Raw genomic sequence first — 13,096 nt, 5'->3', positions numbered from 1 at the left:
GTATCCGTTGGCGATGGACCAGTCGACCGCTCCCCTGCTCGATGCGCTGGCCGATTGTCGGGCCAAGAATCGCTACGGGTTTACACCGCCGGGTCACCGCGACATGAGCGTGCGCACCGACACTCACATGGTCCACGCGCTGGTCGGATGTGAACCCTAAAACCCAAGTCGGCCAAGCTGTTTGGGGTCGCTCTGCCAATTCTTGGCGACCTTGACCCGCAGGTCGAGGTAAACCTTGGTACCCAGCAGCTTCTCGATCTGGGCGCGCGCGGCGGTCCCGACCTCGCGCAGCCGGGCGCCACCCTTGCCGATGACGATCCCCTTCTGGCTGTCGCGTTCGACGTAGAGCAGGGCGTGGACGTCGATCAGGTCGTCACGGTCCGCCCGCGGATTGACCTCGTCGATGACCACCGCCAACGAGTGCGGCAGCTCGTCACGAACGCCTTCGAGCGCGGCCTCGCGAATGAGCTCGGCCATCAGGACTTCTTCGGGTTCGTCGGTCAGCTCACCGTCGGGGTAGTACGCCGGCCCGGGCGGCAAAGCGGCGGCCAGCACGTCGATCAAGATGTCGACCTGCGCCCCGGTCAGCGCCGACACCGGGACAATCTCGGCGGAGTCACCGACCAACTCGCTGACCGCCACCAGCTGCGCGGCTACCCGGTCTCTGGGCGTCTTGTCGATCTTGGTGACGATCGCGACCAGAGTCGTCCTCGGCGCGGTCGAACGGATCTGTTCGACGATCCAACGGTCCCCCGGACCGATCGCTTCGTCGGCCGGAATGCACAGCCCGATCACGTCGACTTCGGAATAGGTGTCGCGCACAAGGTCGTTCAACCGCTGGCCCAGCAGCGTGCGCGGGCGGTGCAGGCCCGGCGTGTCGACCAGGATGATCTGAAAGTCGTCTCGATGCACGATGCCGCGGATGGTGTGCCGGGTGGTCTGTGGCCGCATCGAGGTGATCGCGACCTTGCTCCCGACGAGCGCGTTCGTCAGCGTCGATTTCCCGGTGTTGGGGCGGCCCACCAAACATACGAAGCCGGAACGGAATTCAGTCATGCTGCCCGGGTTCCTCGCCATTGGATGAATCGCCTGGGTCGACCGGGCTGAGCAGCACGGTGCTGATCCGCACCCGCCCGCGGTGATCGGCGCCGCCTTCGGCCCGTAGCCGCAGGCCGTGCGAAACGACCTCGGCGCCCGGCAGCGGTACCCGGCCCAATTCCAGTGCGAGCAAGCCGCCCACGGTGTCGACGTCGAGATCGTCGTCGAACTCCACGTCATACAGCTCGCCCAGGTCTTCGATCGGCAACCGCGCTGAAACCCGGAAGCGCTTGTCGCCCAGGTCTTCGACCGGCGCCGTCTCCGCCTCGTCGTACTCGTCGGCGATCTCACCGACGATTTCCTCCAGCACGTCCTCGATACTGACCAGGCCGGCGATCGCGCCGTACTCGTCGACGAGAAGAGCCATGTGGTTGCGGTCGCGCTGCATTTCGCGCAGCAGCGAGTCCAGAGGTTTGGAGTCCGGCACGAAGACCGCCGGACGCATCACCTTCGACACCGGCGGGGTCCGGCCGCCGTCGCCAGACAGAACCGTCTGCTGGACAAGGTCTTTCAAATACACGACGCCAACGATGTCATCGACGTTCTCGCCGATCACCGGGATGCGGGAATGGCCGCTGCGCACCGCCAAGTTGATGGCCTGGCTGGCGAACTTGTCGCTTTCGATCCAGATCATCTCGGTGCGCGGCACCATCACCTCGCGGGCCGGGGTGTCACCGAGTTCGAAGACCGACTGGATCATCCTGCGCTCTTCGGCCGCGACCACGCCCCGCTGCTGGGCCAGATCGACGACTTCGCGCAGTTCGATCTCCGAGGCGAACGGCCCGTTCCGCAGGCCGCGGCCCGGAGTCACCGCGTTACCCAGCACCACCAGCAACCGGCTGATCGGCATCAGCAGCCACGAGATCGCTTGCAGCGGAAGCACTGTCGTCAGCGCGATGGAGTAGGCGTTCTGCCGGCCGAGGGTGCGTGGCCCCACCCCCATGACGACGAAGCTGGTCACCACCATGATGGCGGCCGCGCCGAACAATCCCCACTTCAGCCCGAAGTTGTCGTAGAGAAACACCACCAGCAGTACGGTCGCCGTGATCTCGCAGGCGATCCGCAGCAGCACCACCAGGTTGATGTAGCGCGGCCGTTCCGACATCACCTTGGACAACGCCACCGCGCCGGGCCGCTCGTCGCGCACCAACTCCTGAACCCGGGCCAGCGACACCGTGCTGATGGCCGCGTCGATCGCCGCGAATAGCCCGCCCAGGGCGATCAGTGCGACTGCACCGAGCAGCTCAGACCAGCCCGTCAATTGTTGACATACCTCGACTTGGTCACTGACTCCCCTGTGGCTTTGACCCGCGGCATGGCGGTTTGCCGGTGCCCAGACCGGCGCGCGCTAGGTGTCAGCCTTTTGCTCCTCAGCCTTCTGCTCCTCAGCTCTTTGCTCCTCGCTGCGATTCCGGCGGTTGAGCAGCCAGGCGATCAGGCCCACCACTACCGCAAACCCGCCGAAGCGCAGCGGCAGGGTCCACCCGGATTGGTGGGGCAGGCCGGGCTCCTGGTGGTGGACGGCCAGCAACACCAAGAAGCTGCCGTCGTCGGTCGGCCCGACGCCCGGGGTCGGCTGGGTCTTGATCACCCTGATCTGGGCGGGGGCGCTGCTGGAGTTGTCGATTTGCCCCCAGGCCAGCGTGGAGTCGTCGAGCAGGAAGGTGTCCTGGCCGCCCGCGGGCTGGCCGCCGTCGTGACCCACCACCGCCACGTGGCCCACTTCGACGATCTCGCCCTTGGCGGGAACGGACACCGTGACGTTCTCGTAGAGCTTCGGCGGCGCCGGCTTGCGGTCCGGTGCCGTCGCGCCGTTGGGTTCGTTCGGCGGTATCGAACCCCCGCCGTAGAAGCTGCCCGCCGCGACGTAGCTGTCGCTGACCGCGGTGAACGGGACGACGCCGACGGTGCTGGCGTCGAGCACCATGCGCGCTCCGCGCGGCAAATACGCCTCCTGGTAGGCGCCGTTGTAGAAGTAGCGGAACGTAACCGGCTGACTGAGCGGGTTGTAGATCGTCGGACGGCGGTAGGCGTCGTCGTAGTCGAGATAGTCCCAGTGGCGCGGCCGGATGAACTTCTGATCGTCAACCTTGAGGATGTCGACGTTGTCCCGGTGCGACGTCACGACGTTCTGCACCTGCTGGTTGAAATCAGCCGGGGTGGGCGGCTTCGGCGGGTTGGCGGGGTCGACTCGCGTCGGCGGTGCGGCCTTGGCCGCCGCGATCGCCAGCGACGGCGCATCCAGCCCCCGTGGGGGCGCCACCACCGGGGCATTGCGTGGTGCGTCCGGGCCAGGCGGATTGATCTCCACCACCGGGACGGGGTTCTGACCGGAATTCGGCGGCGGGAGTACCAGCGGGCCCTCCACCGGCGACGGGAGGGGGGGCGGCTCGTAAACCGGAACGGGGACGTGCGGAACCGGTGAGGGCGCGTTGCTCGGGGGCCCTTGCACGCCGTGACGGTCCTCGTTGCACACGTTCGCCGTGTGGTAGGCGTTCACGTAGAACATGCAGTGCTCGCAGGCAACGGGGTTCGATCCCGCACCCGCGCACGGGGCCGCCCGCGCCTCGGTGTCGGTGGTGACCCACACCGGCAACGGTGCGAACGCGATGGCGGCTGCCGCTAGAATCTTGAGTGACCTCAATTGTCGAAATACCTTGATTCGTCGAGCAATTGGCGGTCCCGCTCCTGTTGGCGGTCCTGATGGTAGGCCTCGACCTGATCGGCGACCCATTCTTCGAGCAGCCGGTCCTGCAAGGCGAACATCTCTTTCTCCTCGTCCGGCTCGGCATGGTCGTAGCCGATCAGATGAAGCACGCCGTGGATGGCCAGCAGCGCCAGCTCGTGCCCCAGACTGTGGCCCGCCGAGGCGGCCTGACCGGCCGCGAATTCCGGGCACAGCACGATGTCGCCCAGCATCGAGGGACCCGGCTCGGGGGCGTCCGGTCGCCCACCGGGCTCGAGCTCGTCCATCGGGAAGCTCATCACGTCGGTCGGGCCGGGCAGGTCCATCCAGCGCATGTGCAGGTCGGCCATTGCTGCGGTGTCCAGCAGCACCATCGACAGCTCGGCAGCCGGGTTGACGTCCATCTTGGCGATGACGAACCGCGCGACGCTGATCAGTTCGGCCTCAGAGACGTCGATACCCGATTCGTTGGATACCTCAATGCTCATAGAACCCACTCACCGCACCATCATCGACGACCACGCGAGCCCGCCGCCCGCCGCGACGCCCGGTTCATCGTCAGGCCGGGCTCTTCAAACTTCGCATAGGCGTCGACGATCTCGGAGACCAGGCGGTGGCGGACCACATCCACACTGGTCAGCTCCGCGACATGGATGTCATCCACGCTGTCCAGGATTTCCATCGCCGAGCGCAGGCCCGACTTGGCGCCGCCCGGAAGGTCGACCTGCGTGATGTCACCGGTGACAACGATCTTCGAGCCGAAGCCGAGTCGGGTGAGGAACATCTTCATCTGCTCGGCGGTGGTGTTCTGCGCCTCGTCGAGCACGATGAACGCGGAGTTCAAGGTGTTATGCGTCAGCAAGAAATCTTCGGTGACATACAGCGAATCTGCGGCTGCGACCTGGATGCACACTGCCTCCTCGGTGCCCGCCGGTTCGATCCGATCGACGAAACGTATGGGCCGACCGCCACCGGTCAGGTCATATTTCGCGGCCTTACGGGCCAGCCGGAATGGCATAAGCCCGTCCGGAAGCCGGAGGTCCAGGATGTATGCGTCCGAGCGGTGATGCACCTGCCTACCTCGAGCAAGTCCGGACTTTCGCCCGTCGGCACGTCTGGTGCGCCAGTAAACGACCCCGCCGAGTGACTGAATCAGGAACACCACATCATCGCGGAGCCGAGCCGACACCGTGGTGAATTGGACCCGGCATGTTCGTCCCTGCTGGGTGACCGGGCCTCCATCCGAGTCAAGGAGCCCTTGCAACAAAGCCAGCCGCACATCGGGCGAGTTGATGAGGTAATCCCGAGGAATAAATTTCGTGGAGGACCGCTTACCGGCTAGACCCAGCTGGCGAAGAGCGCTGGTAACTGGGTTCTCTCGGCCGGCAATTTCGTGACGACACCGGTTCAGGATGTAATCCACAGCCGACTTGCGTCGTACTTCGATGCCGGGAATCAGACGTTCGAGGGATTCGGCAAGTTCGGGGTCCGTCGTCGCGAACGAGGGCGTCGTTGCGCACGTGAGGCACCCGTCACCTAGCAGCAGACCCAGAGCATACGGATCGAGGGGCACGGGTCGGGTTTCGAAATTCGCCGGCGAACTCAACAGCGGCAACTCGTAGCGGTGATAGTGAGCGGCACGAAGGTTGCCGATCATCTCCTTCGTTTGGAGCACACGGGCAGGCCTGTTACGCCGCCTGTCTGATCGTGTGTAGACCGACCAAAGATGATCACCGGATGCGAGCGTCGAGGAACCATCTTGCGTTGAAACCCGATAGATTTCCTTGAAGCCCTGCGGATAAACACCCAAAACCTCCGTGGGTCGGCCATCAGAACCGATCACGAAATCCCCTACCCGCAGTTGACCGATCGGTTGAAAACCGTTCGGAGTCAACACTTTGGTGAACACCGGTTGAGCTCGCCCGCGCATGTACGCCAGCGGCGCCACCTCGATGACTCCGGCCGACATCAGCTTGGGGATCAGTTCGGGGTCCATCATGTCGTACAGGGCGTCATACAACGGCCGCAGATACGGATCGATCTTCTCGCTGAGCGTGCCGGGCAGAAAGCCAAGGCGCTCACCGGCTTCCACGGCGGGGCGGGTCAAGATGATGCGGCTGACCTGTTTGGTCTGCAGGGCGTTGACCGCCTTGGCCATTGCCAGATACGTCTTGCCGGTGCCGGCCGGGCCGACCCCGAAGACGATGGTGTTGGCGTCGATGGCGTCGACGTAGCGCTTCTGGTTGAGCGTCTTGGGCCGGATCGTCTTCCCGCGCCGCGACAACACGTCCAGCGTCAGCACTTCGGCCGGTGACTCGTTGTCGGTGCCGGCCAGCATGGCGACGCTGTGCCGAACCACCTCCGGGGTCAGCGGCTGACCGCCCGCAACGATGGCCACCAGTTCGGAGATCACCCGCTCGGCGAGCGCGACGTCGGCGGGCTCGCCGGCGAGGGTGACCGCGTTGCCGCGCACGTGCAGGTCGGCATTCAGGCTGCGCTCCAGGGCCCGCAGGTTCTGGTCCGCCGAACCCAACAAGCCCATCACGACATCGGGCGGAACATCGATGCTGCTGCGAACCTGAGCAGAGTCCGGGACGGCTCCGGCTGCGTCAGCAGCGCTGGTCTCGCGGGGTGTCACGTGGCTCTCGATGCCTGCTTTCTCGGCTTGTCGGCGGTTGTTGGGCCGTCTCAGTCTACGCCGAAGGCCCGGTTTGGTCAGTGTTGCGCAACGTACTCGACGGCGCGCCGGTGTCGCGAATCTGCTGCGAAACGCCGTTTGCCGGCACCTCGCCGGGCTGATTCCAGCGCCGGGTCAGCACGCCGAGCGCGCCCAAGGCCACCGCCGCGGCGGTCGACGTCCGCAGCACCTGGGGACCGAGCCGCACCGCCGCCGCGCCCGCGCCGGACAACGCCGCCATCTCGTCCTCGGCGATCCCGCCTTCTGGACCGACCAGCAGCAGCAGCGATTTCGCTTGTGCCAGCTCGATATCCGCGAGTCGTTCGGTGGCCGACTCGTGCAAGGCCAGCGCCGTCGCTCCGGCGGCCACCTCGTCGCGGATCCGCAGCGTCAGCTCCCCGGTGGACAACACACCGTCGACCGGCGGGATGTGCGCCCGGCGGGATTGCCGGGCCGCCGACCGGACGACGGCACGCCATCGGCGCAAGCCCTTTTCGACCCGATTGCCCTGCCAGTTGGCCACGCATCGGGCGGCCTGCCACGCCACGAACGCGTCGGCGCCGGCCTCGGTGGCCAGCTCGATGGCCAGCTCCGAACGCTCCGACTTCGGCAGCGCCTGCACCACCGTCACCGGCGGGGACCCCGGCGCGACGCTCCAGCGCTCGAGCACCCGTGCCCGCAACCCGTCGCGCCCGGCATGTTCCACCTCGCAGTGGGCCAGGGCTCCGGCGCCGTCGCCGAGAACGAGCCGCTCGCCGGGACGGATCCGCCGCACGGTGGCGGCGTGGAATCCCTCGTCACCGCCCAGTACGGCGAGCGAGCCGGGCTCGGGCAGATCGTCGAGGTAAAACAGGGTCGCGACCATGTGCGCGCTTCCGGGCGCCGGCTAGCGCCCGGTGAAGGTTTCGCGGAGCCGGCTGAACAAGCCTCCGCCGGCGTGGGTCGAGCGGACCTCGGGCACGTCGCGGCTGCGGCGCGTCTTGAACTCGCGCAGCAATTCGGTGTCGCGGTGGTCCAGCCGGGCCGGCACTACCACCTCGACGTGCACATGCAGATCGCCCCGGGTGCCGGACCGCAGGTGCGGCATGCCGTGGCCACGCAGCGTGATGACCGAAGCCGGTTGGGTGCCGGGCGGAATGGTGATCTCGCTGACGCCGTCCAAAATGGCGTCGACGGTGACCGTGACGCCCAGCGCCGCGTCAACCATCGGCACCGACACCGTGCAGTGCAGGTCGTCGCCTTCGCGGACGAAGACGTCGTGGGCCTGTTCGTGCACCTCGACATACAGGTCACCGGCCGGCCCACCACCGGGCCCGACCTCGCCCTGCGCGGCGAGCCGCACCCGCATGCCGTCGCCGACGCCGGCCGGGATCTTGACGCTGATCTCGCGGCGGGCCCGCACCCGGCCGTCGCCCATGCACTGGTGGCACGGGTCGGGAATGACGACGCCGACCCCGCGGCAGGTCGGGCAGGGTCGCGACGTCATCACCTGCCCCAACAGCGAGCGCTGCACCGTCTGTACCTCGCCGCGGCCACCGCAGGTGTCGCAGGGCACCGGTGCCGAATCGCCGTTGGTGCCCTTGCCCTGGCACCTGTCACACAGCACCGCGGTGTCGACGGTGACCTGCTTTGTCACACCGGTGGCGCACTCTTCGAGGTCGAGCCGCATCCGCAGCAGCGAGTCCGAGCCCGGCCGCACCCGCCCGATCGGGCCGCGCGAGGTCGCGCCGCCGCTGAAGCCGCCGCCGAAGAAAGCCTCGAAGACATCGCCCAGGCCGCCGCCGAATCCGCCGAAACCGCCGCCCGCGGCCGCGTTCTCCAGCGGGTCCCCACCCAGGTCGACGATCCGCCGCTTCTCGGGGTCGCTCAGCACCTCGTAGGCGGCACTGATCTCCTGGAATTTCGCCTGCGCGGCCTGGTCGGGGTTGACATCGGGATGCAGTTCGCGGGCGAGCTTGCGGTAAGCGCGCTTGATCTCCGCGTCGCTGGCGTTTCTGCTCACGCCGAGCAGCCCGTAGTAATCGCGTGCCACGCTTGACTCTCCTATACCTGGTCTATCCCCGCGCCTACCCACCCTGCAGGTGCGCGTTCATCGAGCACCCAGGACTTCGCCGATATATAGGGCAACCGCAGCAACGCTGGCGATAGTTCCCGGATAGTCCATCCGGGTGGGCCCCAGCACACCCATTCCCCCGTAGACGGTGTCGGAGGTGCCGTAGGCGGTGGTCACCACGGAGGTGCCCAATATCTGTTCGGCGGCCGTCTCGTGGCCGATTCGCACCGTCACCTTACCGGCTTCCTGCTGGGCGGCCAGCAACCGCAGCACCACGACCTGCTCCTCGAGCGCTTCCAGGATGGAGCGCAACGAGCCACCGAAATCGGCGGCGTTACGGGTCAGGTTCGCGGTGCCGCCCAGCAGCAGGCGCTCTTCGGTGTGTTCGACCAGCGATTCCAGCAACACCGTCGCGGATCGGCCGACGGCGTCGCCCAAGCCGTCTGGGCTGCTCAGCTGGCCCGCGAGGTCGGCCACCGCGACGGAGGCGGCCGACAGCTTCTTGCCCACCAGCGCCTGGCCGAGCATTTCCCGCAGTTGAGAAAGTTCGTGATCCTCGATGACGTCACCGAGTTCGACGACCCTCTGGTCGACGCGGCCGGAGTCGGTGATGACGACCATCAGCAGCCGGGCCGGGGTCAGGGCGATCACTTCGAGGTGGCGCACGGTGGACGACGACAGCGTCGGGTACTGCACCACGGCCACCTGCCGAGTCAGTTGCGACAGCAGCCGGACCGCCCGCCGCAAAACGTCATCGAGGTCGACGCCGGACTCGAGGAAGCTTTGAATCGCGCGCCGTTCGGCCGAGGACAGCGGCTTGACGTCGTCGAGCCGGTCGACGAATTCGCGGTAGCCCTTCTCGGTGGGCACGCGGCCGGAGCTGGTGTGCGGCTGGGTGATGTAGCCCTCGGCCTCGAGTACCGCCATGTCGTTGCGGACCGTGGCGGACGAGACGCCCAGGTTGTGTCGGTCCACCAGCGCCTTCGAACCGATCGGCTCTTTGGTGGCGACGAAGTCGGCGACGATGGCGCGCAACACCTCGAACCGACGGTCATCGGCACTTCCCACCGGCCGCCACCTCCTTCTATACCGCGTCGACCGGATTCATTTTACGGGCTGAGCCGATGCCGACCGTGATCAGCAGCGGTTCGGCGATGGCCGCGCCGGCTGCTGGAAACTTTCTCGGAACGCACCGGTGCTGCCGAGCATCAGTCCGGCTAGCCTTTCCAGAATGAACCGGTCGGGCCACAGCAATGAATCGAGAAAGGTCGGCCGATGATCTTCAAGGGCGTGCGCGACGGCAAGCCGTATCCCGAGCACAACCTCTCCTATAGGGATTGGTCCCAGATACCGCCGCAGCAGATCCGGCTCGACGAATTGGTCACCACCACAACGGTGCTCGCACTGGACCGCTTGCTCTCCGAGGACTCCACCTTCTACGGCGATCTGTTTCCGCACGCGGTGCGGTGGAAGGGCATCACGTATCTCGAAGACGGCCTGCACCGTGCGGTGCGCGCCGCCCTACGGAACCGCACCGTGCTGCACGCCCGGGTATTCGATATGGATATACCGCTGGGCTCGCCCGCATAAGTGTCACGTTCGGGCCTCGCCGCGTGTCGACCTAGTAAGGACGTTGGCTTCCCGCCACAACTTGCCAGGAGGATCGCCATGCCACGGCTGCAAGGAGTCTCGGACCGCGACGCCGGCCTCGGCGCCAAGATCGCGTTCTTCTTCACCAGACGCAAGCTCGCACAGATGGCCGGGCTCGAAACCGCAGGGATGCTGGAGCCGCTGCGGATGTATGCGCACATCCCCCGACTGCTCAGCGCATACGGCAAGTTGGAGCAGGCCGAGTCGAAACTGGACATCCTCAGTCCCCGCCACCGTGCGCTGGCGGAGCTCAAGGCCGCGACGACGGTGCGCTGCGAGTACTGCATCGACCTCGGCTCACAGATCGCCCGGCAGTGGGGCATCACCGACGAAGAATTGCTGGCGATGGCGGATTACCGCAACGCCGTGTGCTTCTCCGACGTCGACCGGCTGATCCTCGACTACGCCACCGCGATGAGTCGCACCCCGGTCGAGGTGACCGATGAACTGTTCGACGCGCTGCGTGTCCACTTCGACACACCCCAGCTCGTCGGCCTGACCCACGTCATCAACCTGGGCAACATGCGCGCCCGGTTCAACATCGCCCTCGGTATCGGGTCGTCGGGCTTTTCGGCCAATCGGGTGTGCGCATTGCCCGAGCCCGATCGGCCGTGAAGGCGGATCCGTCACTGGCGGCTCGCTTCGAGGCGGCCCGACCTCAGCTGGGCGCCATCGCCTACCGCATGCTGGGCTCGGTCGACGACGCTCAGGATGCGGTGCAGGAGGCGTGGCTGCGGCTGAACCGCAGCGCCGAATCGGACGGCGTGGACCGCATCGCCAACCTGGACGCCTGGCTGACCACCGTGGTCGCGCGCATCTGCCTGAACATGTTGCGCGACCGCCGGACTCACGGCCACGAGGAACTGATCGGTCACCTGCCGGATCCGCTCGTGGAGGCGGTTGGTGAATTCGACCCCGAGCACCGCGCGATGCTGGCCGACGCGGTGGGGCTGGCACTGTTCGTGGTGCTGGATACGCTGCCGCCGGCCGAGCGGCTGGCGTTCGTGCTGCACGACGTGTTCACCGTGCCGTTCGATCGGATCGCGGGCATTGTCGATCGAACGCCGGAGGCGGCCCGCAAGCTGGCCAGCCGGGCCCGGCGCCGGATCGAGCAGGCCGACCCGGTTCCCGACGGCACCTTGGTCGCCCAACGCGAGGTTGTCGACGCCTTCTTCGCGGCGGGGCGCAGCGGCGACTTCGACCGCCTGGTGGCGGTGCTCCATCCCGACGTGGTGTTGCGTGGTGACTTCGGCTCGGCCACGGCCGTCTTCCGCGCGGAGGGGGCGTCGTCGGTGGCCCAGCTGGCCCGCAGTTACGCCGGGCCGGAACGCGAGGTGCGAAGCGCGACCGTGAACGGTGCCGCCGGAGCGGTGATATTCCTCGCCGGTCGTGCGGCTGCCGTCATGGGTTTCGTGGTGCGCGACGGCCGGATCCGCGCCATCGACGTGCTGGCGGATCCGGCGCGCATCGCCAGATTGGACCTGCGGGCCTTAAGCGCCGATCACTGACCGACGGCCTCCAGCAACTCCATCGCCGACGCCCGCGACAGCACCCAGCCGCCCTGGTTGACGAACGTGACGTTCTGCGTGACCGGCGAGGTCAGTTTGGGGCCGGAGACCGCGACGTCGGCGGTCGCCGAACCGTCCGCGGCCGGCTGGACGTTCGTGACACCGAACGACAGCGGCAGGTCGCCGTTCTTGGCCGCCTTCTGCAGCTTCTTGTCGGCGACATGCGCTGCCATTCCGCTGATGCCGCCCTGCACCAGGTTGCTCTTGTTGGTGAAGGAGACCTTGGGGTCGGCGAGGGTGGTGAGCACGCCGGTCAGCTGATCGGGGGTGGGCACGTTTGCGGCCGTCACGGGCTGCGCGGACGGATCTTGCGGAAGCGGCGCGTCCCCTGTGGTGAGTCGCACTCCGGCGGCGAGCGAACTCGGTGTCGCGACCGAGGCCACGCCTGCGGCGACGCCGCCGACGATGGCCAGCGCTGCCAGGCCGGTGGCAATGATCTTGACGGTTTTCATGCTTCCCCCTTGAACGAGCACGTCTGCACGCACGATCCGCCGTCCGAACCGCCCATGTGGTGGCGGCGTGGAGGTGTCAGCGTGCCCTTTGCGTCTGATACTTCGCGTCGGGGCGCCGATACGTTACGGCGATCCGATGTGGGAAAACCATCAGTGAATTGTGCGCCGGCCGTGCGAGAACATGCGTTGATGCCGCCGGGGCGACCAGTCAGTGCGCGGGCGAAGCGCCAAACCCCATGCGCCGCCTTCCGGGGGCGCATGGGGTTTGGTGTGAAACGTCGGTGTTACTCGACGCCGATCTGCCTTAGTTGGTCGCCGTCGCCGCCTGCAGCAGGGCAAGCGCCGCGTCGTGTTGCAAGACCCAGTTCCCGTTCTGGTTGACGAACACCAGGTGCTTGTTGACCGGCCCGGCGAACTTCGGCCCTGTGATGCCCACGTCGGCCTGGGCCATGTTCGGACCCGCCGGCGCGATGTTGGTCACGTTGAACTGCTCGGGGAAATTCCCGTTGCGGTAGGCCTTCCGCAGGTCGTGGTCGGCCACCATGCCCTCGTTCTGAGGGATGCCGTTTTCAACGAGGTTGGCCTTGTCCCGGTAGTTGACGCCGGGGTCGGTTGCTTGGGTGCAGAGGTTGGCCAATTGGTCAGCCGTCGGCAGCTGCCCCGGCGCTCCCGGTGGCGGCGGCGGGTCCTGCGGCAGTGGCGCGCCGACCGCAGCCAGTTGCACCTGATCGAGGCCGATCGGTGCGGCGATGGAAGCCACACCGGCGGCGGCGCCGCCAATGGCGGTCAAGGCCGCCACGCCCGTGGCAATGGACTTCACGGATATCACAGGTCCCCCTTCGATGCACATGGACCGTGGCGGATACCTTGCGGGCGGCCGCACGCGGTCACACGTCTCCAATGGATGAAGAT

13 protein-coding genes and 3 pseudogenes are annotated in these 13,096 nt (G+C 66.9%); 4 read left to right on the top strand and 12 right to left on the bottom strand.

Annotated elements, in window-relative coordinates:
• The first annotated feature begins 13 nt into the window (after nucleotides 1-13).
• On the top strand, nucleotides 14-160 hold the full coding sequence (locus AC5Y4T_RS03350) for a hypothetical protein (protein ID WP_499916795.1): 147 nt from the start codon (nucleotides 14-16) through the stop codon (nucleotides 158-160).
• Here AC5Y4T_RS03350 and era read toward each other — a convergent pair.
• The 10 genes and pseudogenes from era to hrcA form a co-directional block, all read right to left on the bottom strand.
• A complete protein-coding gene (gene era / locus AC5Y4T_RS03345; protein WP_499915516.1) occupies nucleotides 157-1,056 on the bottom strand; it encodes a GTPase Era in 900 nt (299 codons plus the stop codon). The genes AC5Y4T_RS03350 and era overlap by 4 nt on opposite strands.
• On the bottom strand, nucleotides 1,049-2,359 hold the full coding sequence (locus AC5Y4T_RS03340) for a hemolysin family protein (protein WP_499915514.1): 1,311 nt from the start codon (nucleotides 2,357-2,359) through the stop codon (nucleotides 1,049-1,051). Before AC5Y4T_RS03340 ends, era begins: the two co-directional genes overlap by 8 nt.
• Before the next feature lie 87 nt (nucleotides 2,360-2,446).
• Nucleotides 2,447-3,742, bottom strand: a complete 1,296-nt coding sequence (locus AC5Y4T_RS03335) for a hypothetical protein (protein WP_499915513.1) — start codon at nucleotides 3,740-3,742, stop codon at nucleotides 2,447-2,449.
• Entirely contained in the window at nucleotides 3,739-4,272 is a 534-nt protein-coding gene (gene ybeY, locus AC5Y4T_RS03330; RefSeq protein WP_499915511.1) for an rRNA maturation RNase YbeY, read from the bottom strand. The genes AC5Y4T_RS03335 and ybeY overlap by 4 nt, the downstream gene beginning before the upstream one ends.
• Before the next feature lie 20 nt (nucleotides 4,273-4,292).
• A pseudogene (locus AC5Y4T_RS03325) lies at nucleotides 4,293-4,631 on the bottom strand (PhoH family protein); the annotation flags it as partial.
• A gap of 261 nt (nucleotides 4,632-4,892) precedes the next feature.
• A pseudogene (locus AC5Y4T_RS03320) lies at nucleotides 4,893-5,441 on the bottom strand (LAGLIDADG family homing endonuclease); the annotation flags it as partial.
• A 261-nt stretch (nucleotides 5,442-5,702) separates the two neighbouring features.
• Nucleotides 5,703-6,422 (bottom strand): annotated as a pseudogene (locus AC5Y4T_RS03315) (PhoH family protein); the annotation flags it as partial.
• A gap of 55 nt (nucleotides 6,423-6,477) precedes the next feature.
• The gene (locus AC5Y4T_RS03310; protein ID WP_499915509.1) at nucleotides 6,478-7,326 is read right to left on the bottom strand and encodes a 16S rRNA (uracil(1498)-N(3))-methyltransferase; all 849 of its coding nucleotides are present in this window, start codon (nucleotides 7,324-7,326) and stop codon (nucleotides 6,478-6,480) included.
• A gap of 21 nt (nucleotides 7,327-7,347) precedes the next feature.
• Nucleotides 7,348-8,493 (bottom strand): molecular chaperone DnaJ, encoded by a 1,146-nt coding sequence (dnaJ, locus tag AC5Y4T_RS03305; protein WP_499915507.1) that lies wholly within the window; start codon nucleotides 8,491-8,493, stop codon nucleotides 7,348-7,350.
• A gap of 57 nt (nucleotides 8,494-8,550) precedes the next feature.
• A complete protein-coding gene (hrcA, locus tag AC5Y4T_RS03300) occupies nucleotides 8,551-9,582 on the bottom strand; it encodes a heat-inducible transcriptional repressor HrcA (protein WP_499915505.1) in 1,032 nt (343 codons plus the stop codon).
• 207 nt (nucleotides 9,583-9,789) lie between these two features.
• On the opposite strand from hrcA, the gene AC5Y4T_RS03295 reads away from it, so the two are divergent.
• The 3 genes from AC5Y4T_RS03295 to AC5Y4T_RS03285 all read left to right on the top strand — a co-directional run bounded on the left by AC5Y4T_RS03295 (nucleotide 9,790) and on the right by AC5Y4T_RS03285 (nucleotide 11,672).
• Entirely contained in the window at nucleotides 9,790-10,104 is a 315-nt protein-coding gene (locus tag AC5Y4T_RS03295) for a type II toxin-antitoxin system VapB family antitoxin (RefSeq protein WP_499915503.1), read from the top strand.
• A 78-nt stretch (nucleotides 10,105-10,182) separates the two neighbouring features.
• On the top strand, nucleotides 10,183-10,779 hold the full coding sequence (locus AC5Y4T_RS03290) for a carboxymuconolactone decarboxylase family protein (RefSeq protein WP_499915501.1): 597 nt from the start codon (nucleotides 10,183-10,185) through the stop codon (nucleotides 10,777-10,779).
• The gene (locus tag AC5Y4T_RS03285) at nucleotides 10,776-11,672 is read left to right on the top strand and encodes a sigma-70 family RNA polymerase sigma factor (protein WP_499915499.1); all 897 of its coding nucleotides are present in this window, start codon (nucleotides 10,776-10,778) and stop codon (nucleotides 11,670-11,672) included. The genes AC5Y4T_RS03290 and AC5Y4T_RS03285 overlap by 4 nt, the downstream gene beginning before the upstream one ends.
• On the opposite strand, the gene AC5Y4T_RS03280 is transcribed toward AC5Y4T_RS03285, so the two are convergent.
• The gene (locus AC5Y4T_RS03280) at nucleotides 11,666-12,184 is read right to left on the bottom strand and encodes an MTB12 family secreted protein (RefSeq protein ID WP_499915497.1); all 519 of its coding nucleotides are present in this window, start codon (nucleotides 12,182-12,184) and stop codon (nucleotides 11,666-11,668) included. The two genes, AC5Y4T_RS03285 and AC5Y4T_RS03280, sit on opposite strands and share 7 nt — an antisense overlap.
• A 304-nt stretch (nucleotides 12,185-12,488) precedes the next feature.
• Nucleotides 12,489-13,013, bottom strand: coding sequence for an MTB12 family secreted protein (locus AC5Y4T_RS03275; protein ID WP_499915495.1), 525 nt, complete (start codon nucleotides 13,011-13,013; stop codon nucleotides 12,489-12,491).
• Nucleotides 13,014-13,096 lie beyond the last annotated feature (83 nt).

It is taken from the genome of Mycobacterium sp. NGS11 (assembly GCF_059813315.1).
The sequence above is the reverse complement of the archived record's forward strand: the minus strand, read 5'-3'. Positions and strand labels throughout refer to the sequence as shown.